This is a genomic window from Acidovorax sp. LjRoot117 (assembly GCF_964252695.1).
GTDB lineage: Bacteria > Pseudomonadota > Gammaproteobacteria > Burkholderiales > Burkholderiaceae_C > Acidovorax.
This window is the reverse complement of the sequence record NZ_CAXUPO020000007.1, coordinates 24050-44698: the sequence shown is the minus strand read 5'-3', so window position 1 is coordinate 44698 and position 20649 is coordinate 24050. Positions and strand designations below refer to the sequence as shown.

18 protein-coding genes are annotated in these 20649 nt (G+C 68.1%); 11 read left to right on the top strand and 7 right to left on the bottom strand.

All coding sequences use genetic code 11. The features are described from left to right. Window positions 1–18 precede the first annotated feature (18 nt). Together ACSQ3D_RS18025 and ACSQ3D_RS18020 are read left to right on the top strand one after the other, a co-directional pair. Window positions 19–714: a Bax inhibitor-1/YccA family protein gene (locus ACSQ3D_RS18025; RefSeq protein WP_056413876.1), complete on the top strand. Its 696-nt coding sequence runs from the start codon at window positions 19–21 to the stop codon at window positions 712–714. Between the two features lie 219 nt (window positions 715–933). Continuing rightward, window positions 934–1314, top strand: a complete 381-nt coding sequence (locus ACSQ3D_RS18020; RefSeq protein ID WP_396504511.1) for a hypothetical protein — start codon at window positions 934–936, stop codon at window positions 1312–1314. A gap of 128 nt (window positions 1315–1442) precedes the next feature. Here the strand turns inward: ACSQ3D_RS18020 and rlmD are convergent, their stop codons facing one another. The 3 genes from rlmD to ACSQ3D_RS18005 all read right to left on the bottom strand — a co-directional run bounded on the left by rlmD (window position 1443) and on the right by ACSQ3D_RS18005 (window position 3860). Further along, on the bottom strand, window positions 1443–2903 hold the full coding sequence (rlmD, locus tag ACSQ3D_RS18015) for a 23S rRNA (uracil(1939)-C(5))-methyltransferase RlmD (protein WP_436127813.1): 1461 nt from the start codon (window positions 2901–2903) through the stop codon (window positions 1443–1445). A 55-nt stretch (window positions 2904–2958) separates the two neighbouring features. Continuing rightward, complete coding sequence (locus tag ACSQ3D_RS18010) at window positions 2959–3258, bottom strand: hypothetical protein (protein ID WP_056171966.1); 300 nt, start codon at window positions 3256–3258, stop codon at window positions 2959–2961. A gap of 122 nt (window positions 3259–3380) precedes the next feature. Continuing rightward, a complete protein-coding gene (locus ACSQ3D_RS18005) occupies window positions 3381–3860 on the bottom strand; it encodes an Lrp/AsnC ligand binding domain-containing protein (protein WP_056171968.1) in 480 nt (159 codons plus the stop codon). Window positions 3861–3988: 128 nt separating this feature from the next. Between ACSQ3D_RS18005 and putA the strand changes: the two genes are divergently transcribed. After that, the gene (gene putA, locus ACSQ3D_RS18000) at window positions 3989–7762 is read left to right on the top strand and encodes a trifunctional transcriptional regulator/proline dehydrogenase/L-glutamate gamma-semialdehyde dehydrogenase (protein ID WP_436127812.1); all 3774 of its coding nucleotides are present in this window, start codon (window positions 3989–3991) and stop codon (window positions 7760–7762) included. Between the two features lie 99 nt (window positions 7763–7861). Here putA and ACSQ3D_RS17995 read toward each other — a convergent pair whose 3' ends face one another. Next, window positions 7862–8440: a hypothetical protein gene (locus ACSQ3D_RS17995; RefSeq protein ID WP_436127811.1), complete on the bottom strand. Its 579-nt coding sequence runs from the start codon at window positions 8438–8440 to the stop codon at window positions 7862–7864. Continuing rightward, window positions 8427–9092 (bottom strand): MSMEG_1061 family FMN-dependent PPOX-type flavoprotein, encoded by a 666-nt coding sequence (locus tag ACSQ3D_RS17990; RefSeq protein WP_436127923.1) that lies wholly within the window; start codon window positions 9090–9092, stop codon window positions 8427–8429. The genes ACSQ3D_RS17995 and ACSQ3D_RS17990 overlap by 14 nt, the downstream gene beginning before the upstream one ends. A gap of 411 nt (window positions 9093–9503) precedes the next feature. On the opposite strand from ACSQ3D_RS17990, the gene ACSQ3D_RS17985 reads away from it, so the two are divergent. Together ACSQ3D_RS17985 and ACSQ3D_RS17980 are read left to right on the top strand one after the other, a co-directional pair. Further along, window positions 9504–10229, top strand: a complete 726-nt coding sequence (locus ACSQ3D_RS17985) for an AraC family transcriptional regulator (protein ID WP_162240423.1) — start codon at window positions 9504–9506, stop codon at window positions 10227–10229. Between the two features lie 349 nt (window positions 10230–10578). Beyond that, window positions 10579–12252 (top strand): flavin-containing monooxygenase, encoded by a 1674-nt coding sequence (locus tag ACSQ3D_RS17980; RefSeq protein ID WP_436127810.1) that lies wholly within the window; start codon window positions 10579–10581, stop codon window positions 12250–12252. Window positions 12253–12310: 58 nt separating this feature from the next. Here the strand turns inward: ACSQ3D_RS17980 and ACSQ3D_RS17975 are convergent, their stop codons facing one another. Both ACSQ3D_RS17975 and ACSQ3D_RS17970 read right to left on the bottom strand, forming a co-directional pair. Continuing rightward, window positions 12311–13081 (bottom strand): IclR family transcriptional regulator, encoded by a 771-nt coding sequence (locus ACSQ3D_RS17975; RefSeq protein WP_436127809.1) that lies wholly within the window; start codon window positions 13079–13081, stop codon window positions 12311–12313. Window positions 13082–13098: 17 nt separating this feature from the next. Continuing rightward, window positions 13099–13644, bottom strand: coding sequence for a nuclear transport factor 2 family protein (locus tag ACSQ3D_RS17970; RefSeq protein WP_436127808.1), 546 nt, complete (start codon window positions 13642–13644; stop codon window positions 13099–13101). 77 nt (window positions 13645–13721) lie between these two features. Here ACSQ3D_RS17970 and ACSQ3D_RS17965 point away from each other — a divergent pair, with 77 nt between their 5' ends. From ACSQ3D_RS17965 to ACSQ3D_RS17940, 6 genes are all read left to right on the top strand, one after another. After that, window positions 13722–14480 (top strand): SDR family NAD(P)-dependent oxidoreductase, encoded by a 759-nt coding sequence (locus tag ACSQ3D_RS17965; RefSeq protein WP_436127807.1) that lies wholly within the window; start codon window positions 13722–13724, stop codon window positions 14478–14480. A 37-nt stretch (window positions 14481–14517) separates the two neighbouring features. Then, window positions 14518–16605 carry an acetate--CoA ligase family protein gene (locus ACSQ3D_RS17960; protein ID WP_436127806.1) on the top strand — a complete coding sequence of 696 codons (2088 nt, stop codon included), beginning with the start codon at window positions 14518–14520 and terminating at the stop codon, window positions 16603–16605. Between the two features lie 20 nt (window positions 16606–16625). Beyond that, window positions 16626–17399, top strand: coding sequence for an enoyl-CoA hydratase/isomerase family protein (locus ACSQ3D_RS17955; protein WP_436127805.1), 774 nt, complete (start codon window positions 16626–16628; stop codon window positions 17397–17399). A gap of 21 nt (window positions 17400–17420) precedes the next feature. After that, window positions 17421–18056, top strand: coding sequence for a TetR/AcrR family transcriptional regulator (locus ACSQ3D_RS17950; protein ID WP_436127804.1), 636 nt, complete (start codon window positions 17421–17423; stop codon window positions 18054–18056). A gap of 86 nt (window positions 18057–18142) precedes the next feature. After that, complete coding sequence (locus tag ACSQ3D_RS17945; protein WP_436127803.1) at window positions 18143–18925, top strand: SDR family NAD(P)-dependent oxidoreductase; 783 nt, start codon at window positions 18143–18145, stop codon at window positions 18923–18925. A gap of 43 nt (window positions 18926–18968) precedes the next feature. Further along, window positions 18969–20615 (top strand): 3-(methylthio)propionyl-CoA ligase, encoded by a 1647-nt coding sequence (locus ACSQ3D_RS17940; RefSeq protein ID WP_436127802.1) that lies wholly within the window; start codon window positions 18969–18971, stop codon window positions 20613–20615. The last annotated feature ends 34 nt before the right edge of the window (window positions 20616–20649 follow it).

Below are 20649 nucleotides of genomic sequence, written 5' to 3'. Positions count from 1 at the left end.
AACAAGGAGAGACACAAGATGAATGACCATGTCACCACCCTGGGCCACTCTGCGGGCTATGGCATCTCGCAGGAAGACCGCCACCGGGTTCTTCGCAATACCTACTGGCTGCTCGCGCTGAGCATGATCCCCACGGTGCTCGGCGCCTGGGTCGGCGTGGCCACCGGCATCACCCAGTCGCTGCGCGGCGGCGTGGGCCTGATCGTGTTCCTGGGCGGCGCGTTCGCCTTCATGTTCGCGATCGAAAAGACCAAGCGTTCTGCAGCGGGCGTGCCGGTCCTGCTGGCCTTCACGTTCTTCATGGGCCTGATGCTCTCGCGCCTGATCGGCATGGTGCTGGGCTTCAAGAACGGCACCGACCTCATCATGACCGCCTTTGCGGGCACCGCGGGCGTGTTCTTCGTGATGGCCAGCCTGGCCAGCGTGATCAAGCGCGACCTGTCGGGCATGGGCAAGTGGCTGTTCGTGGGCGCCATGGTGCTCATGGTGGGCGGCATCATCAACGTGTTCGTCGGCTCCAGCGTGGGCATGATGGCGATCTCGATGGCGGCCATCGGCATCTTCAGCGCCTACATGCTGTACGACATCAAGCAGATCCTGGACGGCGGCGAGACCAACTACATCAGCGCCACCCTGGCCCTGTACCTGGACGTTTTCAACGTGTTCCAGAGCCTGCTGGCCCTGCTGGGCATCATGGGTGGAGAGCGCGAGTAAGCGTCCCCTGAACGGCTGCGCGGCTTTCCCCATGGAGGGGCGCACCCGGTGGTCCGGCGAACCCGGTTCCACGGGTGCATTGGCCTGCTACCGTGCCAGTGTCAACCGCCGCATCACAGCGTGCGCCACAAGGCTCCTTCGGGAGCCTTTTTCTTTTTGTTGAGCCCGCACCAAGGTCAAGCCTCAATAGCGGCGCAGTCCTGCCGATAATGCAAGTACATGTATCGCAACCTGCCCTCCACCCCGCTGCGCCTGCTGGCCGTGGCCGCCCTCGCGCTGCTGCTGGCCGGTTGCGACAAGATCCCTGGCCTGGGCCCTGATCCGCGCGTTGCGCAGCGCGATGCCGAGGCCAAGGCCATCGGCGGCGCCTGCCGCCATGCGCTGCGCGGCCTGGAGGATTGCTACACGCTCAACCCCAAGGCCGCCAAGGCATCGGTCTTTGCCGGCTGGAAGGACATGGACGCGTACATGCGCGAGAACAAGATCGAAGGCGCGCCGTCGGTGCTGGGCGAAGTGAAGAAGCCCGAGCGCAAGGGCAGTGCCGACATCGACACCGAGACCGAGACGCGCGACCCTGCCGCGAGCCGCAGCAGGAGTTGAGATCTGCCCTGACAGGGCGCCCTTCCCCGGGCGTGCACGCGCCTGACGTCCTGGCGACTGGCAGCGGGAAGGGCCAGGACAGCGCCTGGCTGCACTCCTCCTGCCTCTGACATCCTTCATTCAGGCGGTCACACCCGCTCGAACACCGCCATGCTCTCGACGTGCGCCGTGTGCGGGAACATGTTGACCATGCCCGCAGCGATGCATTTGTAACCGGCCTTGTGCACCAGCAGGCCCGCATCCCGCGCCAGCGTGGCGGGGTTGCAGCTCACGTAGACGATGCGCTGGGGGGGTGTCCAGCTTTCGGCGCCCGCGGGCAGCGGGCCGGCATCCTCGGCACCGATGCGCGCCTGCTCGATGTCTGCCAGCGCCTTGGCCAGCGCGAATGCGCCCTCGCGCGGCGGGTCCACCAGCCACTTGTCGGCCGAGCCGTCGGCCACCAGCATCGCAGGCGTCATCTCGAACAGATTGCGTGCTACAAAATCAGTAGCTGCCAGCGCTTTACTGCCGCGCGGCAGGGCCTGATTCAATGCATAGTTTTCGCGCGAACGGGCGACCAGCGCCTCGCTGCCCTCGATGCCCAGCACCTCACGCGCCTGCGTGGCCAGGGGCAGTGTGAAGTTGCCCAGGCCGCAGAACCAGTCGATGACGCGCTCGTGCGGCTGCACATCCAGCAGGCGCAGTGCCCGACTGACCAGCACCCGGTTGATGTGCGGGTTGACCTGCGTGAAGTCGGTGGGCTTGAAGGGCATGGTGATGCCAAAGTCCGGCAGCGCGTACGACAGCTGTTCGCCGCCCTCGTCGAGCAGCTTCACCGTGTCCGGGCCCTTGGGCTGCAGCCACCATTGCACGCCGTGCTCGGCGGCAAAGGCACGCAGCCGCGCGATGTCGTCGGCGCTCAGCGGCTCCAGGTGCCGCAGCACCAGGGCGGTCACCGTGTCGCCACAGGCCAGCTCGATCTGCGGGCAGGTGTCGCGCGCGTCCATTCCGGCGATCAGCGCACGCAGCGGCATCAGCATCGCATCCACGTGCGGGGGCAGGATCCTGCAGGTCTGCATGTCCGCCACGTAGCGGCTCTTGCGCTCATGAAAGCCCACCAGCACCGTGCCCTTCTTGATCACATGGCGCACGGACAGGCGGGCGCGGTAGCGGTAGCCCCAGGCGGGCCCCTCGATGGGCCGCATGACGGTTTCGGCCTTGACCTTGCCCAGGTGCCAGAGGTTGTCTTCCAGCACGCGCTGCTTGACGGCCACCTGCGCGCCCACGTGAAGGTGCTGCATCTTGCAGCCGCCGCAGGCCCCGGCGTGCAGGCCGAAGTGCGGGCAGCCAGGGCGCACGCGCTGTGACGACTCGCGGTGGATCGCCGTCAGGCTGGCCTGCTCCCAGTTGTTCTTTTTTCGGTGGGTGTTGGCCGTGACCAGCTCGAACGGCAGGGCGCCGTCGATGAAGACGACCTTGCCATCGGGCTTGCGGGCCACGCCCTGGGCGTCCAGGTCCATGGACTGCACCTGCAGCCAGCCGTCGGGCAGGTCTGCGCCGTCTTGTGCGGCGGGTTCAAACGAGGGGGATAGTTCTTTCGGTTCGCTCATCCCCCGATTGTCTCAGGCCCGGGACTGCGCCTGTCCGAGCCGTGACAGGAATACCTCAGCTGCGGTCGGCGCGTGCAGCGCGCATGCCCGGCGCACCGCGCATGGAGGCGGAGGCGAGCGGCAGCTTGTTGATGGTGAGATCGCAGTTGTGATTGTCGGGCGTGAACACCAGCGTCGAGTTGGGCGCCACCACCGGCAAGGTCTCGTGGATCTGGCGGGACAAATCGATCGGTGGCTCCGGAGCGCGGTACACGATGTCCTTGTCGGGGCCGTACACCACGTAGCACGACGCCATGGCCGACTGGCTGAAGAATGCAGCCACCAGGGCTGCGGCAGCGTATGGAAGGACCTTCATGTTTCTTCTCCTGAGTCAGACGTATTTACCGGTCATTATGCTGGCTTTGCCCCGCCCAGCCAACGCCGCTGTCGCGTGAAAGCCGCTGCGGGCCAACGGCGCGGCTGTGGTGCCGCGGCGCTTCACGACAGATGGAGAAAGAGGTGGTTGGTGTGCTTGACCTCTTCCATCACGGCGTAGGTGCGCGTCTCGCGCACGCCGGGCAGCTGCCACAGTACGGCCCCGGCGAACACGCGGTACGCATTCATGTCGGCCGAACGGGTCTTGAGCAGGTAGTCGAAGCCACCCGCCACCATGTGGCACTCCATGATCTCGGGGTGCACCTGCACGGCGGCCTTGAACTGGTCGAACACGTTGGGCGTGGTGCGGTCGAGCAGCACCTCCACAAACACCAGCATGCCCGCGCCCAGCCGCAGCGGGTTGAGCCGCGCCTCGTAGCCCAGGATGAAGCCGTCCCGCGTGAGCCGCTGCACACGCGCCAGCACCGCGGTGGGCGACAGGGCCACGGCCTCCGCCAGCTTGAGGTTGGCAATGCGCCCGTCTTCCTGCAGGATCGACAAAATTCTGCGGTCGATACGGTCCAGATCGGTGTCGTTGGTCATTGGCACTAGTGATTCATTCGGTCAATAAGCCGATTTTCGACCATTTATTCATCGCGACTCCAGAGATGATCCGTTTTCAGGGGGTCTGACAGCCGTCGGGCCCGAACATTTCTCTTCGAGAACCCGCCATGACAACGACCGCCGCCGCCTTTGCAGACTTCGCCCCGCGCACCCCGCTGGCCAACCCGCTGCGCGCCGCCATCACCGCCGCCTGCCGCCGACCCGAGCCCGAGGCCCTGGCACCGCTGCTGGCACAGGCCCGCGTGCCGCAGGACTTGGCCGCGGCGTCGCAGCAACTGGCGCTGCGCATTGCCGGCGCCCTGCGCCAGCGCAAGGCCGCCAGCGGCCGCGCGGGCATCGTGCAGGGGCTGCTGCAGGAGTTCTCGCTCTCGTCCCAGGAGGGCGTGGCCCTGATGTGCCTGGCCGAGGCGCTGCTGCGCATCCCCGATGCGGCCACGCGCGACGCGCTCATCCGCGACAAGATCAGCAATGGCCAGTGGGAGCCCCACCTGGGCAAGAGCCCCTCGCTCTTCGTCAACGCGGCCACCTGGGGCCTGCTCATCACCGGCAAACTGGTGGCAACACACAGCGAAGGCAGCCTGGGCGCATCGCTGGGCCGGCTCATCGGCCGGGGCGGCGAGCCGCTGATCCGCAAGGGCGTGGACATGGCCATGCGCATGATGGGCGAGCAGTTCGTCACCGGCGAGACCATTGCCGAGGCCCTTTCCAACGCGCGCCGCATGGAGGCCGAAGGCTTTCGCTACTCCTACGACATGCTGGGCGAGGCGGCCCTGACCACGGCCGACGCCGAGCGCTACTACGCCTCGTACGAGCAGGCCATCCACGCCATCGGCAAGGCATCGGCCGGGCGGGGCATTTATGAAGGCCCGGGCATCTCGATCAAGCTGTCGGCCCTGCACCCGCGCTACAGCCGCGCGCAGTTCGCACGCGTGATGGACGAGCTCTACCCGCTGGTTCTGCGCCTGACCGAGTTGGCCAAGAGCTACGACATCGGCATCAACATCGACGCCGAAGAAGCCGACCGCCTGGAAATCTCACTCGACCTGCTCGAGCGCCTGTGCCACGAGCCCAGCCTGGCGGGCTGGAACGGCATCGGCTTCGTGATCCAGGCCTACCAAAAGCGCTGCCCGTATGTGATCGATTTCGTCATCGACCTGGCGCGCCGCTCCCGCCGCCGCCTCATGGTGCGCCTGGTCAAGGGCGCCTATTGGGACAGCGAGATCAAGCGCGCCCAGATCGACGGCCTGGCCGACTACCCGGTCTACACCCGCAAGGTGCACACCGATGTCTCCTACGTGGCCTGCGCGCGCAAGCTGCTGGCCGCACCCGAGGCCGTGTACCCACAGTTCGCCACGCACAACGCCGAGACCCTGGCCACCATCTACCACCTGGCGGGCAGCAACTACTACGCGGGGCAGTACGAGTTTCAGTGCCTGCACGGCATGGGCGAGCCGCTGTACGAGCAGGTGGTGGGCGCCATCGGTGCGGGCAAGCTCGGCCGAGAAACAGGAAAGGCCGGCCTGGGCCGGCCGTGCCGCATCTACGCCCCGGTGGGCACGCACGAGACGCTGCTGGCCTACCTGGTGCGCCGCCTGCTGGAGAACGGTGCCAACACCTCCTTCGTGAACCGCATTGCCGACGAGACCATCGCCTTGGCCGATCTGGTGCGCAGCCCCGTGCAGGTGGTGGACGAAGCGGCCGCCCGCGAAGGCACGGCCGGCCTGCCCCACCCGCGTATTCCGCTGCCAGCGGCGCTCTACGGCAGCGGCCGCACCAACTCGCAAGGGCTCGACATCGCCAGCGATGCCACACTGGCGCAACTCGCCGCCACGCTGCAGTCCAGCGCCCTGCACGGCTGGACTGCCGGCCCGCTGCTGGCCACCGATGTGCCCGCCGGCCCGGCCACGCCCGTGCGCAACCCCGCCGACCTGCGCGACGTGGTCGGCCATGTGCAGGAGGCCACGGCCGACGACGTGGACCAGGCGCTGAAGAACGCACAGCAAGCCGCACCGGCCTGGGCCGCCACCGGCCCTGCCGAACGCGCCGCCGCCCTGCAGCGCACCGCCGACCTGCTCGAAGCGCGCCTGCAGCCGCTGATGGGCCTGCTGATGCGCGAGGCCGGCAAGAGCGCCAGCAACGCCATCGCCGAGGTGCGCGAGGCGGTGGACTTCTTGCGCTACTACGCGGCGCAGGTGGAGAGCACCTTCGACAACGCCACGCACATCCCGCTGGGCCCCGTGGCCTGCATCAGCCCCTGGAACTTTCCGCTGGCCATCTTCATGGGCCAGGTGGCCGCAGCGCTGGCCGCCGGCAACCCCGTGCTGGCCAAACCCGCCGAGCAGACGCCACTCGTCGCCGCCGAGGCCGTGCGCCTGCTGTGGCAGGCCGGCGTGCCGCGCGGCGCAGTGCAATTGCTGCCCGGCCAGGGCGAGACCGTGGGTGCACGCCTGATCGGCGACTCCCGCGCCATGGGCGTCATGTTCACCGGCTCCACCGAGGTCGCGCGCATCCTGCAGCGCACCATCGCCGGCCGCTTGGATGCCGCCGGCCGCCCCATCCCGCTGATCGCCGAAACGGGCGGGCAAAACGCGATGATCGTGGACTCGTCCGCCCTGGTGGAGCAGGTGGTCACCGACGCGGTCTCGTCAGCCTTCGACAGCGCGGGCCAGCGCTGCTCCGCACTGCGCGTGCTGTGCGTGCAAGACGACGCCGCCGACCGCGTGGTCGAGATGCTGCAGGGCGCCATGGGCGAGCTGCGCATGGGCAACCCCGCAGCGCTGGCGGTGGACGTGGGCCCGGTGATCGACGCCGAGGCCCAGGCGGGTATCACCCAACACATCGACGCCTTCAAGAGCCGCGGCCAGCGCGTGTTCCAGCACTGCCGCAGCGATGCAGCCGAGGCCGCACAGGGCACCTTCGTGCCGCCCACGCTCATCGAACTGAACAGCATCGGCGAGCTGCAGCGCGAGGTCTTCGGCCCCGTGCTGCACCTGGTGCGCTATGCACGCAAGGACCTGGACCAGCTGCTCGAGCAGATCAACGCCACCGGCTACGGCCTGACCCAGGGCGTGCACACCCGCATCGACGAAACCATCGCTCGCGTGGTCGACCGCGCGCACGCCGGCAATGTGTACGTCAACCGCAACATGGTAGGCGCGGTGGTGGGCGTGCAGCCCTTTGGCGGCGAAGGCCTGTCGGGCACAGGCCCCAAAGCTGGCGGCCCGCTGTACCTGCTGCGGCTGCTGGCCCAGCGCCCGGCCGCCGCACTGGCGCAGACATTCGCCGCCGCGGACCGCATCGCCGCGCCAGACATGGCCGCGCGCGAAACACTGCTGAGCCCCCTGCACGCCCTGGAGCGATGGGCGCAGGCGGCGGGGCACGCCCCCCTGGCCGCCACCTGCCGCCGCTTTGCCGCCGAGACCCAAACCGGCACCGCGCGCACCCTGCCCGGGCCCACGGGCGAGCGCAACGTCTACAGCCTGCTGCCGCGTGCCACCGTGCTGTGCATCGCTGCCGCGCAGGAAGACCTGTGGACCCAGCTGGCCGCGGTGCTGGCCAGCGGCGGCAAGGCCGTGTGGAGCGACGCCCACACCGCCCTGCGCACCACCCTGCCCGCCGAATTGCAGGCGCGCATCGCGATCGCGCCCAACGCATTGGCCGACGGCACCACCGACCTGGCTGCCGTGCTGCACCATGGCACGCCCGAGGCTTTACGCAAAGTGTGCGAACAGCTTGCCCGCCGCCCCGGCCCCATCGTCGCCGTCACGGGCATGCCCCCGGGCAGCACCGAGGTGCCGCTGGAGCGCCTGGTGATCGAGCGTGCGCTGAGCGTGAACACGGCGGCGGCGGGCGGCAATGCCAGCCTGATGACGATCGGATAAAGCGCGCTGACGCTCATGCGGACGTCGGGAGGGGTGCACCCAAGCCCCCGCCCTGGCATGCATCGCGCGCCAGCACCTCATGCCGCCGGCCACGGGCGCTCAGTCCATACCGGTCTTGCCGGGCGCCCAGTACGCCTTGGCCACGATGCACGATGCCGGCACGCCGCGCCCCTTGAGTGCCTGGCGTGCCTGCTGGATCGACTGCGCGCGCCCCGTGAGCACGCAGCGGGGCTGTGCCCTCGCGCCCATGGCGGCCGCAACGGCAGCCGCCAGGCCGAACGGCGTCTCGTCCCCATGCAACACCACCGGCCCGGCCAGATCTCCCAACGCCAGCGAGCGGTGCGGGCCGAACACCTGGCAGGCATCGCCCGCCTGCACACGCCGCAGCCAGTCGCTGCCAGGCCCGGCTCCATGCGCGTAGCCCAGCAGGCGCACATGCCCGCGCACCGCATCGAACACGATGGGGGTGAACGTGCGCGCGGTGAACGGCCCGGCCACCTTGACCTGCAGCTTGTGCCCCGCTGCCCAGGCCGCGCCCTGCAGGGCATCGCCTTCCAGATCGATGAGCCGAAAGCGATCCGACACCCTGTGCACCGCAGCCACCCGTGCACTGCGCAGCAGCAGCCTGTCGAACGCACGTTCCAGCAGGCCCGGCACCCGGTCTTCAGTAAAGCGCATGCCGCACCTCGTGGTCGTAGTTCGCGTTGATCTGCCCCACCTGCTCGTCGCCGATCGGTGCGGTGGCACCCCCCAGCCGCGTCACCTCTGCCAGCATCTGCCCCACCGTGGGCAGCGCAGTGCGGTCCACCTGCGACGCCGGGGCCCACAGTCTGGCGCGGTTCACCGCCTTGCCGCAGTGCATGAGCACTTCGGTGATGGCCACCACCGTCGCGGCCTTGGGTGTGCGCCCCTGTTCTGCCAATTCGGCCAGCAGCTCCGGCGCGGTGGACACCCTGCCGTGGCCGTTGATGCGCAGGAACACCTCCAGCCCCGGAAAGATGAAGAGCATGCCCACGCGGTCGTCGCGCTCCAGGTTGCGCAACGATTCGATGCGGTTGTTGCCCGGCCAGTCGGCAAAGGCCACCGTATGCGCATCCAGCACGTGCACGAAGCCCGGCGGGCCGCCGCGCGCAGAGGCATCGAGCCCCTCGCCGCTGCCCGTGGCCAGGCAGAAAAACGTCGCGGCCTTCAGGTAGCTTTCATGAAAACCGATGAGGCGGTCGAGCACCGCCTTCTGGATCATCTCGGACGGCGGCGAGTACAGCGCATCGAGGTCGGGAGCATCAGGCCTGCCCGGCCCGGCCGCAGGGGGCGCCACCAGGGCCCGCAAGTGCGGGTCCCGGACCTCCAGCACCTCGAACAGCCCCAGCGCGCGCAGTGCAGGCGCCAACGCCTGTATATCGCCCGCTGCGGCAGCGCGCGCCGCGGCGGGTGCAGTGGGGTCCTGCAACACCCGCGCATTGGCGAGGAAGGCCCCCACCGAGCCCTTGCGGACGGTGATACCGCCCACCTCCACTTCGTTGACATGGTCCGGAAGAACATCCTGTGCGCGCATGGCCTGACTCCTGTTGATGCGATGCAAACAAGAATAAGATGCATTCACATGGCGGCTGTACACTGAAATCGCCAACTGATTGCTTTCATCCGCCATTTCGATACGCCTCCATCTCGCATGCCTGACCTGAACGGTTCGAACGATTTGAAGCTCGCCCTCGCCACCATCGATGCGCCGCAGGGCCCCATGGTCATCGCCCTCGCCGGCACGCAGGATGGCGAGCGCATGACCGAGCCGCACCAGCACGCGCGCGGGCAGCTCTTCGGGTCGCTGCGCGGGCTGATTTCCGTCAAGGTGGAGGACGCGGTGTGGGTCGTACCCGCCATCCATGCCGTGTGGCTGCCGCCGCACCACCTGCATGCGGCGCAGTCGCACGGCCCCTTCCACGGCTGGAGCGTGTATGTCGAGCCGGCCGCCTGCAAGGGGCTGCCCGCCAAGCCGTGCACGCTGCGCACCTCGGGCCTGCTGCGCGAAGCGGTGCTGCGCGCAGCCGAATGGCCTCAGGGCCCGCTGGATGCAGGCCAGTTGCGTGTGGCCGGGGTGATCCTGGACGAGATCCGCACGCTGCCGGTCGAGCCCCTGGGCCTGCCCTTGCCCCGGGACGCGCGCCTGCAGCGCATTGCCCGCGCGCTCATCGCCGACCCGGCAGACGGACGGGACCTTCCAGCGTGGGCCCGGTGGGCGGCCCTCAGCGCGCGCACGCTGAGCCGGCGCTTCGTCGAGGAAACGGGTTTCAACTTCTCGGCATGGCGCCAACGCGCACGGCTCATGCGCTCGCTGGAGATGCTGGCCGCCAATGTGCCCGTCAACAGCATCGCGCTGGACCTGGGCTATGCCACGGCCAGCGCTTTCATCACCGTGTTCAAGCGCACCTTCGGGGAGACGCCCGCCGCCTACCGGCAGCGGCTGTGAAGGTGGTTCAACAGGTGGGCTCGATGCACGTTCGGGCCAGTGACGGGGCGCGGGCGTGTCGGCCCGAGGGCATTGCGTGCCCCCTGCCACACCAGCAACCACCAGTCGAAAGCCTGCTGGCGTGAGACGAGGGGCACAGCCGCTTCGCATCGCAGCCCGTCATGTCGCCGGGCGTGCCTCGCAGGTCCACCTCCAAACACACCAAATTCACACATGTGATTGTTCGTCATGGCATTGCCGTTCTACTTGCCGGCCGGCCAGTTAATTGGCATCATGACTGCCAGAGGTTTCGGTGCCCTTCATAGCCTGGGGACACTGCGCCCTTCAAGAACGATCACAGGAGACATTCATGCCATCAACTTCCGCAGCACCCGCCCAGCATTCCACCAACAGCACCGCACCCCAGCAGGTCGACGTGATCATCGTCGGCGGCGGGTTCGGGGGCATGTACGCCGTCCACAAGTTCAACCAGCTCGGGCTCTCGCTCCAGGCCTTCGAGGCCGGGGGCGACGTGGGCGGTGTCTGGTACTGGAACCGCTACCCCGGCGCGCGCGTCGACCTGCCCAGCATCGACTACAGCTACTCCTTCTCGCCCGAGATCGAGCAGGAGTGGACCTGGTCCGAGCAGTACGCGGCCCAGCCCGAGCTACTGCGCTACATCGACTTCGTGGCGACGCGGCTCGACCTGCGCCGCCACTACCAGTTCAACACCCGCATCAACAATGCGGTATGGGATGAAGCGCGCCAGGTATGGACGGTGACGACCGCGAGCGGCGCCACCTGGGAAGCTCCCTACTGCATCATGGCGACGGGGCCGCTGTCGGTTCCCAAGAAGCCGGAGATCGACGGGCTGGAGCGCTTCAAGGGCCGGCTGCTGCATGCCGCCCGCTGGCCGCACGAACCCGTCGACTTCACGGGCAAGCGTGTGGGCGTGATCGGCACGGGCTCGACGGGCATCCAGATCGTGCAGGAAGTCGGCCGCCAGGCGGGCGAGCTCTTCGTATTCCAGCGCACGCCCAGCTTCACCATGCCCATGCGCAACGTACCGATCGAACCCGAGTACATGGCAGAGGTCAAGCGCCACTATGCGGGTATCCGCGAGGTGGCCCGCAACAGCGTGATCGGCGGCGCGCGCCCCTTGTCCACACGGGCATTCTTCACCGTCACCCCGGCCCAGCGCCAGGCCCTGCTGGAAGACTCCTGGAAACAGGGCGGCCTGGCCATGCTGGGCACGTTCGGCGACCTGATGATCAACGAGGAGGCCAACGAGCACGTGGCCAACTTCGTGCGCGGCAAGATCGCCGAAGTCGTGACCGACCCGGTCACTGCAGAAAAGCTCAAGCCCCAGGGTTACCCGATCTTTGCGCGCCGCCCCTGCCTGGACACCGGATACTACGAGACGTACAACCTGCCGAACGTCCACCTGATGGACTGCATCACGGACCCCATTCTCGAAGCCACCGAGAAGGGCATCCGCACCGCGGCGGGAGAAACGGAACTCGACATCCTGATCCTGGCCACCGGCTACGACGGCCTGACCGGCGCATTGCTGGCCTTTGACGTGGTGGGGCGCGGCGGCCGCACGGTGCAGGAGAAATGGCAGAACGGCCCCCGCTCGCATCTGGGCATCATGCTCGAAGGCTTTCCCAACCTGTTCATGACCACCGGCCCCAACGGCCCCGCGGCGCTCGCCAACATCATCCGCATGAGCGAGAACGACGTGGACTGGATCGCCGACGCCATCCTCTACCTGCGCAAGAACGGCATGGGCAGCATCGAGCCCACCCGCAAGACCGAAGACAACTGGATGGAGCTGGTGTACACGCTGGCACGGCATTCGCTGATCAACAAGGCCAAGACCTGGTGGGTCGGCGCCAACGTGGAAGGCAAGCCCCAGGGCCTGACCCAGTTCATCGGCGGCTTCAAGATGTACCGCGAGCACTGCGCGGCCGCCGCGGCCAACGGCTACGCCGGCCACCACATCGAGCCTGCGCGCAAGCAGGACCAGGCCATCGCTGCCTGACGGGTGAACCGGAGAGTGCGGCCGGCGGCGCTACCGCCTGCCGCCTCGTGCATTCAGTTCAGCCAGTGGCCTTGCCGCAGGGTGATATGGAGGCCACGGCACGGCGCAAGGCCGCTGCGTAGGCCTTCTGATGGGCACGCATGCGCTCCAGGCTGCCGCCGAGCCCCAGCACCACGGGCTGCCCGTTGATGGCCACCGGCAGCAGAGCGCACATCGTCGCGCCGTCCGCAAACGGCATGCCCTCCACGTAGATCTGCGATTGCCCCTTGATCGACAGGATGTGCGCGACCATGGCGTCCACATCCACGCGCTCTGCAGGCTTGTTGATCGCGATGTTCGCGCGGCGCACCAGGCGCTCTATTTGCTCCGCCGTGTGCGTGGACAACAGCAGCCAGCCCAGGGACGATCTGACCGCCGGCCGCATGGTCCCTTCTTCGGTATGGAAACGCATCGCATGCACCGACTGGATGATGCGCACATGCTGCAGGTAGACATCGTTGAGCAGGCCCAGCGAGACGGTCTCTCCGGTGGCGTTGTGCACATCGCGCATGGCTTCGAGCAGTTGGCCGTTGCCACCCATCAGCACAGGCTCGATCCAGTCGCCCAGCGCCACCACGCGCAGCGTCGGGAAGTACAAGCGGTGAACGCGGTCGTAGTTCAGGTAGCCCTCCGTCGTCAGGCTCTTGAGCAGCGCCGTCGTGCTGGACTGGGGATAGCCAAGCGCCTCGACGATGGCCTTGAGCGACCGCGGCGCGCGTTCGCTGCGGAAGTACTCCAGCAGCGCCAGCGCGCGCGCAGCAGATTTGACAGTCGCTGGCGCGAGGGCCATGGCCAGGTCAGGTGAGTTCAGGGTTTCAAGGACGCCAGCAGCGCATAGACCGGATCGCTGCCGTACAGGGAGCCCAGCGGCTGGCGCACCGCGCCGAAATGCTCTGCCTCGGTGACACCCGGGGCCCCCAGATCGCGCAGCCAGTCGTACACCACGGTGCGCGCGGCAATGCGCCATTCGCCGCCCCGCTTTTCGAAGCGGTCCACATAGCGGCCGGCCAGGAACACCTCGCGCGCGACGCCTTGCGGGTCGCGGTCGCGCTGCAGCGCCAGGAAATAGGTTTCCACGCCCGCCTGCGTGCCGGCCAATGTGATCGACATGTTGGTGATGTTGTGGATCGACCGCTCGCTGTCCGCCGCAAGCTTCTTCAACGCCCAGTCGATGAACCCGGTGGCGCTGCCCTGGTAAGGGCCGTGGCGGTCCGTGGCGTCGGGCCAGTAGGCACCGCGCAAGGCGGCCTCGTCCTGGCGGTCAATGCCCCGGCAGTAGCGGTTCATGCATTCACGGATCGCTTCGCGGTCCATCAGTTCAGCCACTTGGCGGCTCAGTTCCTGGTCTTGCATAGGGTATCTCCTTAGTTTTTTGCACTATACCTTTTTACTAACCGGCCGGTAGAATTATTTGAACAACGGAGATACACATGCAAGCTCGTTTGAAGGGCAAGGTTGCCCTGGTCACAGGTGGTGCTCAAGGCATCGGACGCGCCATCTGCGAAAGGTTCGCCGCCGAAGGCGCCACCATCGGTCTGCTGGACATCAAGGGCGAAAACGCCGAACAGGCGGCCCGGTCGCTACGCGACCAAGGCGCACAGGCCGTGGCCTACGCCGGCGACGTCGCGCAACGCGCAACGTTCGAAAACGCGGTGCAAGACCTGGAGCGGCAGTTCGGCCGCTTCGACATCCTGGTGAACAACGCCATCTGGGTGCGCTACGGCCCCATCGATGCCATCACCCCGGAGACCCTGGCACGCATGACCGGCACGGGCTTTCATTCGGTCGTCTGGGGCACCCAGGTGGGCGCCGCGGCCATGGCGCGCTCGGGCGGCGGCTCCATCGTCAACATCGCTTCGGCGGCCGGCTTCCTGGGCATTCCGTCCGGCATGGTCTATTGCGGGGTCAAGGCCGGCGTGCTGGGACTCACGCGCTCGGCAGCGGTGGACCTGGGGCCCCAGGGCATCCGCGTCAACGCCATCTGCCCCGGCTCGGTGGTCACCGAAGGTGTGCGCATCAACGTGAACCCGGACATGGAAGCCAAGCGGATCGCCCGCACGCCCCTGGGCCGGCTGGGCCAGGTCGGCGACATCGCCGCCGCCGCCAGCTTCCTGGCCAGCGACGACAGCAGCTTCGTGACCGGTGAATCGCTGCTGGTCGACGGCGGCGTGACCCACGCACTCCTGTGAGGCACAGTCCATGCGCAACGACCCGATCCCCCACGCCATGCATCCCCTGCACCCCCTCTTCTTCCCCAGCTCCGTCGCCTTGATCGGCGCATCGTCCGACCCCGAACGCATTGGAGGCCGGCCGCTGCGTTTTTTGCTGGAGGCGGGCTTCCAGGGCCGGATCCATCCCGTCAACCGCAGCGGCGCTGCTGAAATCCAGGGCCTGCCCGCCTATGCCAGCCTGCTCGATGTACCCGGCCCGGTGGACCACGCCATCATCGCCGTCCCCGTGCCGGGCGTGGAAGCGGCACTCAAGGAGTGCGCTGCCAAGGGCGTGAAGGCGGTCCAGGTCTTCACCGCCGGCTTTGCAGAGGTGGACGCCGCAGGCGCAGAGCTGCAGGCGCGCCTGGTGGCCATCTGCCGCGAGGCGGGCATGCGCATGGTGGGGCCCAATGCCCTGGGCCTGCTCAATCCATCCCAGAACTTCTACGCCACGTTCTCCACCGCGCTCAACGGCCTGCGGCCCAGGCACGGGGTGATCGGCCTGGCGACGCAAAGCGGCGCCTTCGGATCGGCCACCTATGGCATGGCGACGCTGCGCGGCATCGGGCTGTCCCGCGTGATCGCCACAGGCAATGAAGCCGACGTGGATGTCGCCGAATGCATCGACTACCTGGCGCAAGACCCCGACACCCGCGTGATCTGCGCGGCCCTCGAAGCCTGCAAGGATGGCGCCCGCCTGCGGGCGGCACTGCGCAAGGCCGCAGCTGCAGGCAAGCCTGTCGTGATCATGAAGATCGGCAGCACCGACGTGGGTGCGGCGGCGGCAGCCACCCACACCGGATCGCTGGCGGGCAACGACGCGGTCTACGACGCCGTGTTTGCCGAATGCGGCGCGCACCGCGCCCAGTCCGTGGAAGAAATGCTGGACCTCGCGCACCTGTGCGCGGTGATCGGCACCCTGCCCGCCAACGAGGACATCGGCATCATGACCGGCTCGGGCGGCATCGGCATCCTGATGGCGGACAACGCGACCGAACTGGGCATGGGCCTTCCACCGCTCACCGACGATGCCGCCAGCAGCCTGCGTGACTTGCTCCCCTACGCCGTGCCCGCCAACCCGTTTGACACCACGGCCCAGGTCACGGCCGTGCCCGACGGCATCGCACGCACCATAGAGACCATGCTGCGCCCCGGCGCGCCCTACGGCAGCCTGTTTGCCTACCTCGCGCACGTGGGCCTGTCGCCCCAGCGCTTTCAGGCCACCGAAGACCGCCTGATCGCCATCCACCGCGCCCACCCCGAGCAGGCGCTGGTGGTGGTGATGCTGTCCGAGGAAAGCGTGACGCAGCGCCTGGAAGCCGCTGGCGTGGCAGTGTTTGCCGACCCCACCCGTGCTGTGCGGGCCGTGGCCGGCGCCGCGCGCATGGCCCGGCTGCGCCGCGGCATGCGCACCGCAGACACGCCGGCGATGCCCGCCGCCCACCAGCTGCCCGCCGCCGCCACAGAGACGCAGGCCAAGGCCCTGCTCGGCGCTGCAGGCATTCCCGTGCTGCCGGAGACCACCTGCACCAGCGCTGGCGATGCGGTGGCGGCAGCGGACGCGATGGGCTACCCCGTGGTGGCCAAGATCGTTTCAGCCGACATCCCGCACAAGACCGAAATCGGCGGCGTGATGGTGGGCCTGCAGAATGCCGATGAGGTGGCCGCCGCGTACGGCACCTTGCAAAGCCGCGCTGCCGAGCGCGCCCCCCAGGCGCGCATCGACGGCGTGCTGATCGCGCCCATGGTGCGCGGCGGCGTGGAGACCATCATCGGAATCCACATGGACCCGGTGTTCGGCCCGATGGTGATGTTCGGGCTGGGTGGTACGGCGGTGGAGCTTTACAAGGACGTGGCGTTCGCCTCTGCGCCCCTCACCCCTGACCAGGGCCTGGCCCTGGTGGACTCCGTGCGCGCATCGGCCCTGCTCAAGGGCTGGCGCGGTGGCCCGGCCTACGACCTGCAGGCCCTGGCGCAGGCCTTGAGCAAGCTGTCGGAGTTCGCGGTGCAGCACGCCGACCAGCTCGCCGGCATCGACATCAACCCCTTCGTCGTGCAGACCCAGGGCGGCGTCTGCCTCGATGCGCTGATCTCCACGCGCTGAACGTGAAAGGAATCCCCACCATGCAATTCCAGCACCTGCAACTGCAGATCGAGGACGCCATCGCCCTCGTCACGCTGAACCGTCCACCGGTCAACGCCCAGAATGCCGAGTTGCGGGCCGAGATCATCGAGTGCTTCGACACGCTGAGCGACATGGCCGAGGTGGAGTGCATCGTGATCACGGGTGCAGGCAAGGCGTTCTCCGCCGGCGCCGACATCCGCGAGCGCCCCCACCTCGCAGGCACGCCTGGCGCCTACGGCCGCCACAACCGCCTCACGCGGGAATGCCACTACGCCATGGTCGAATGCGCCAAGCCCATCATCGCCGCCATCAACGGCCCCGCCCTGGGCGCGGGATTCGGCCTGGTGATGGGGGCCGACATCTGGGTCGCCTCGGAAGACGCCTACGTGTCCATGCCCGAGATCAACGTCGGCCTGGCCGGTGGCGTGACCTTTTTGCAGCGGTACTTCAGCCAGTCGCGCGCGCGCCGCATGTTCTACACCGGCATGCAGGTCTCTGCGCAGGAGCTGTACCGGCTGGGCCTGGTCGAGGCCTGCCTGCCCGCCGCCGAACTCATGCCCTATGCCATGGGCATCGCCCGCGAGATCGCCGCCAAGAGCCCGGTCGCACTGCGCCTGGCCAAGGAGGCCGCCCGCATGACCCTGGCCATGCCGGCGCGCGAAGCGTACCGCTACGAACAGGGCAACACCGTGGCGCTGTCCAAGACCGAGGACGCCCGCGAAGCCCAGATGGCCTTCCTGGAAAAGCGCCAGCCGGTCTACCAAGGCCGCTGACCCACCTCAACGCTCAGGCCCATGATGCAAGCCAAACCTGCCGCCACCGCGCAAGCCCCCGATCCGCTGGACTCGCGCGAGAACCAGCTGCTGGCCATCGCGCGGCGCCTGTTCGCGCAGCACGGCTACGACCGTACCTCGCTGCGCGACATCGCGGAGGCAGCCAGCATCACCAAGGCGGCGCTGTACTACTACTTTCCGAACAAGGATGCGCTGTACGAGCGCATCGTGCTGGAGTCGATCCAGCTGCTGCACGACCAGGTCGCGGCCGCCGTGGCCCAGGCCAAGGGGCCTACGGCGCGCGTGCGGGCCTTCATGGAAGCCTCGGCCCATGTGCAGGACCATGGGCGCGACCGGTGGATCGCGGGCTCCAACGCCTTCTGGCAGGCCGCCACCGGCGGTCAACGCATGGTGGCGCTCAAGCTGCGCGACTCCTACGAAGGCCTGCTGCGCCAATGCATCGCCGAAGGCATCGCCGCGGGCGAGATGCGCGCGGTCGATCCCGCCATGGCCGGCCGCTTCCTGCTGTCCGCGCTCAACCAGATGCCACGGTGGCACCGGCCCGACGGCAAGCTCAGCGCGGTCGAGGTCATGCAGCAGTTCGTGGACATGCTTTTGCACGGGCTGGTCATCGACAAGGGTGCCGCTGCGGCATAACCCACGGCGCGCAGAACCCCACCCTCTTTTTTTACCCCATCGATTTACCTGCCGACTGGTAACCCATTTCAGCATTCCACCATTCCATGACATCCAACACCTCCCACCCTCCTTTTCACCCCGCTGACGCGCAGTTGTCGGGCCGCCTCGCAGGCCGGCGCGTGCTCGTGACGGGAGCGGCGTCCGGCATCGGGCGGGCGATCGCCGAACTGTTCCTGCGCGCTGGGGCGCAGGTGGCGGCGCTCGACCTGCGGCGCCCCGCCGACTTGCCCGGAGAGGCCTCGCGCTGGCTGGCCTGTGAGGCCGACATCACCGATCCGCAGGCCGTGGAGCGCGCGGTTCAGCAAGCCGCCGACAAGTTCGGCGGCCTCGACGGCCTGGTCAACGCAGCCGGCATCGCCAACACCGACTGGGCCGATGCCGTCTCGCTGCAGGACTGGAAGCGGGTGATCGACGTCAACCTTACCGGCACCTTCAACGTCTGCCGGGCCGCACTGCCCGCGCTGCGTGCGGCCGGCGCCGCCACCATCGTGAATCTTTCCTCCGGGCAGGGGCTGCAACCGTTCAAGCAGCGCAGCGCCTATGCCGCATCAAAAGCCGGGGTGATCGCGTTTTCCAAAAGCATCGCGATGGAATGGGCCCCGCTGGTGCGCGTGAACACCATCTGCCCGGGCGCCGTCGACACCCCCATGGTGCGCGGCGGCTACAGCGCCGATGCACTGCGCGCCCAGGTGGGCCCGCGCTATGCGCTGGAGCGCATCGGCGAACCGCAGGAAATCGCCATGGCGGCGCTCTACCTGAGCAGCGCCGAATCCTCGTTCGTGACCGGCATCGTGCTCGCCGTCGACGGTGGCCGCAGCTACCACTGATGGCCCCAGTCCTCCCTACCACCGCGCCTCAAGGAGAAAGCCCATGCAAGGCCTGATGCAACAACACCAACTCCTGCTGTCCGGGGTGCTCGACCACGCAGCCGCGTTCCACGGCGACCGCGAGATCGTCTCGCACCTCGTGGACGGCAGCACCCACCGCAGCAACTGGCGCGAAGTGCAGCAACGCGCAAAGCGCCTGGCCAACGCGCTCACCGCCCTGGGCGTGGCGGCAGGCGACCGCGTGGCCACTCTGGCCTGGAACACCCACCGCCATGTGGAGCTGTACTTCGGCGTCTCGGGCATGCAGGCCATCCTACACACGGTCAACCCCCGCCTGTTCCCGGAGCAGATCGCCTACATCCTGAACCACGCCGAGGACGGCTACGTGTTCTTCGACACCAGCTTCGCGCAACTGCTGGCAGACCTGGCGCCGCAACTGCTGCACGCCAAGGGTTTCATCGCGATGTGCCGGCGCGACCAGATGCCCGCGGTCGACCTGCCGAACCTGATGTGCTACGAGGACCTGGTCGAGGCCGCATCGCCCGAGTACCCATGGCCGCGCTTCGACGAGAACACCGCCTCCTCGCTGTGCTACACCTCGGGCACCACCGGCAACCCCAAGGGCGTGCTTTACAGCCACCGCTCCACGGTGCTGCACTCCTTCACCGCCTGCACCACCGATGGCCTGGGCCTGTCGGCCCGCGACAGCGTGCTGCTGGTCGTGCCGTTGTTCCACGTCAATGCCTGGGGCATCCCCTACGCCGGTGCCATGTGCGGCGCCAAGCTGGTGCTGCCCGGCCCCCACCTCGCGGGCGAGAACATCTACCGCCGGCTGCGCGAAGAGCGCTGCAACTTCTCGCTCGGTGTCCCCACGGTGTGGCTGGGCCTGTTCGACTACATCGAGCGCCACCGCGACACGCTGAACCTGTCCGACGTCCACCTGCAGCGCGTGGTGGTCGGCGGCTCGGCCTGCCCGCGCGCGATGATCGAGAAGTTCGAGCGGCTGCTGGGTGCCTTCGTGATCCACGCCTGGGGCATGTCCGAGACCAGCCCCCTGGCCAGCATCGGCACGCTGCTCGACAAGCACCGCGCAATTGACCTGGAGCAGCGCTTCGACCTGCAGGCCAAGCAGGGTCGGGCCATCTACGGCGTCGACCTGGAAATCTTCGGCGAAGACGGCCGGCCCCTGCCGCACGACGGCAAGGCCTTCGGCGACCTCAAGGCCCGGGGTCCGTGGGTGGCCAGCGGCTACTACCGCGCGGAAGGCGGCAGCGTGCTGGACGCCGACGGCTGGTTCGCCACGGGCGACGTGGCCACGCTGGATGCCGACGGCTTCGTGCAGATCACGGACCGCTCCAAGGACGTGATCAAGTCCGGCGGCGAATGGATTTCGTCCATCGATCTGGAGAACGCTGCCATGGGCCACCCGGCCGTGCAGGAAGCCGCCGTCATCGGCGTGGCGCACTCGCGCTGGCAGGAGCGGCCGCTGCTGCTGATCGTCCCCAAGGCCGGGCAGGCCAGTACGCGCGAAGACATCCTGGCCTTCATGGACGGCAAGGTCGCCAAGTGGTGGATGCCCGACGACGTCGTCTTCGTGGACACGCTGCCGCACACCGCCACCGGCAAGCTGCAAAAACTCAAGCTGCGCGAACAGTTCCGCGCCCACACCCTCCCCACCGACAAGGCCTGAGCACACAAGGCCAGCCCCGGAACGACTTTGGACC

Coding starts and splice junctions, on each gene's coding strand:
- ACSQ3D_RS18025 (WP_056413876.1), top strand. CDS start 19: ATGAATGACCATGTCACCACCCTGGGCCACTCTGCGGGCTATGGCATC.
- ACSQ3D_RS18020 (WP_396504511.1), top strand. CDS start 934: ATGTATCGCAACCTGCCCTCCACCCCGCTGCGCCTGCTGGCCGTGGCC.
- rlmD (WP_436127813.1), bottom strand. CDS start 2,903: ATGAGCGAACCGAAAGAACTATCCCCCTCGTTTGAACCCGCCGCACAA.
- ACSQ3D_RS18010 (WP_056171966.1), bottom strand. CDS start 3,258: ATGAAGGTCCTTCCATACGCTGCCGCAGCCCTGGTGGCTGCATTCTTC.
- ACSQ3D_RS18005 (WP_056171968.1), bottom strand. CDS start 3,860: ATGACCAACGACACCGATCTGGACCGTATCGACCGCAGAATTTTGTCG.
- putA (WP_436127812.1), top strand. CDS start 3,989: ATGACAACGACCGCCGCCGCCTTTGCAGACTTCGCCCCGCGCACCCCG.
- ACSQ3D_RS17995 (WP_436127811.1), bottom strand. CDS start 8,440: ATGCGCTTTACTGAAGACCGGGTGCCGGGCCTGCTGGAACGTGCGTTC.
- ACSQ3D_RS17985 (WP_162240423.1), top strand. CDS start 9,504: ATGGTCATCGCCCTCGCCGGCACGCAGGATGGCGAGCGCATGACCGAG.
- ACSQ3D_RS17980 (WP_436127810.1), top strand. CDS start 10,579: ATGCCATCAACTTCCGCAGCACCCGCCCAGCATTCCACCAACAGCACC.
- ACSQ3D_RS17975 (WP_436127809.1), bottom strand. CDS start 13,081: ATGGCCCTCGCGCCAGCGACTGTCAAATCTGCTGCGCGCGCGCTGGCG.
- ACSQ3D_RS17970 (WP_436127808.1), bottom strand. CDS start 13,644: ATGCAAGACCAGGAACTGAGCCGCCAAGTGGCTGAACTGATGGACCGC.
- ACSQ3D_RS17965 (WP_436127807.1), top strand. CDS start 13,722: ATGCAAGCTCGTTTGAAGGGCAAGGTTGCCCTGGTCACAGGTGGTGCT.
- ACSQ3D_RS17960 (WP_436127806.1), top strand. CDS start 14,518: ATGCATCCCCTGCACCCCCTCTTCTTCCCCAGCTCCGTCGCCTTGATC.
- ACSQ3D_RS17955 (WP_436127805.1), top strand. CDS start 16,626: ATGCAATTCCAGCACCTGCAACTGCAGATCGAGGACGCCATCGCCCTC.
- ACSQ3D_RS17950 (WP_436127804.1), top strand. CDS start 17,421: ATGATGCAAGCCAAACCTGCCGCCACCGCGCAAGCCCCCGATCCGCTG.
- ACSQ3D_RS17945 (WP_436127803.1), top strand. CDS start 18,143: ATGACATCCAACACCTCCCACCCTCCTTTTCACCCCGCTGACGCGCAG.
- ACSQ3D_RS17940 (WP_436127802.1), top strand. CDS start 18,969: ATGCAAGGCCTGATGCAACAACACCAACTCCTGCTGTCCGGGGTGCTC.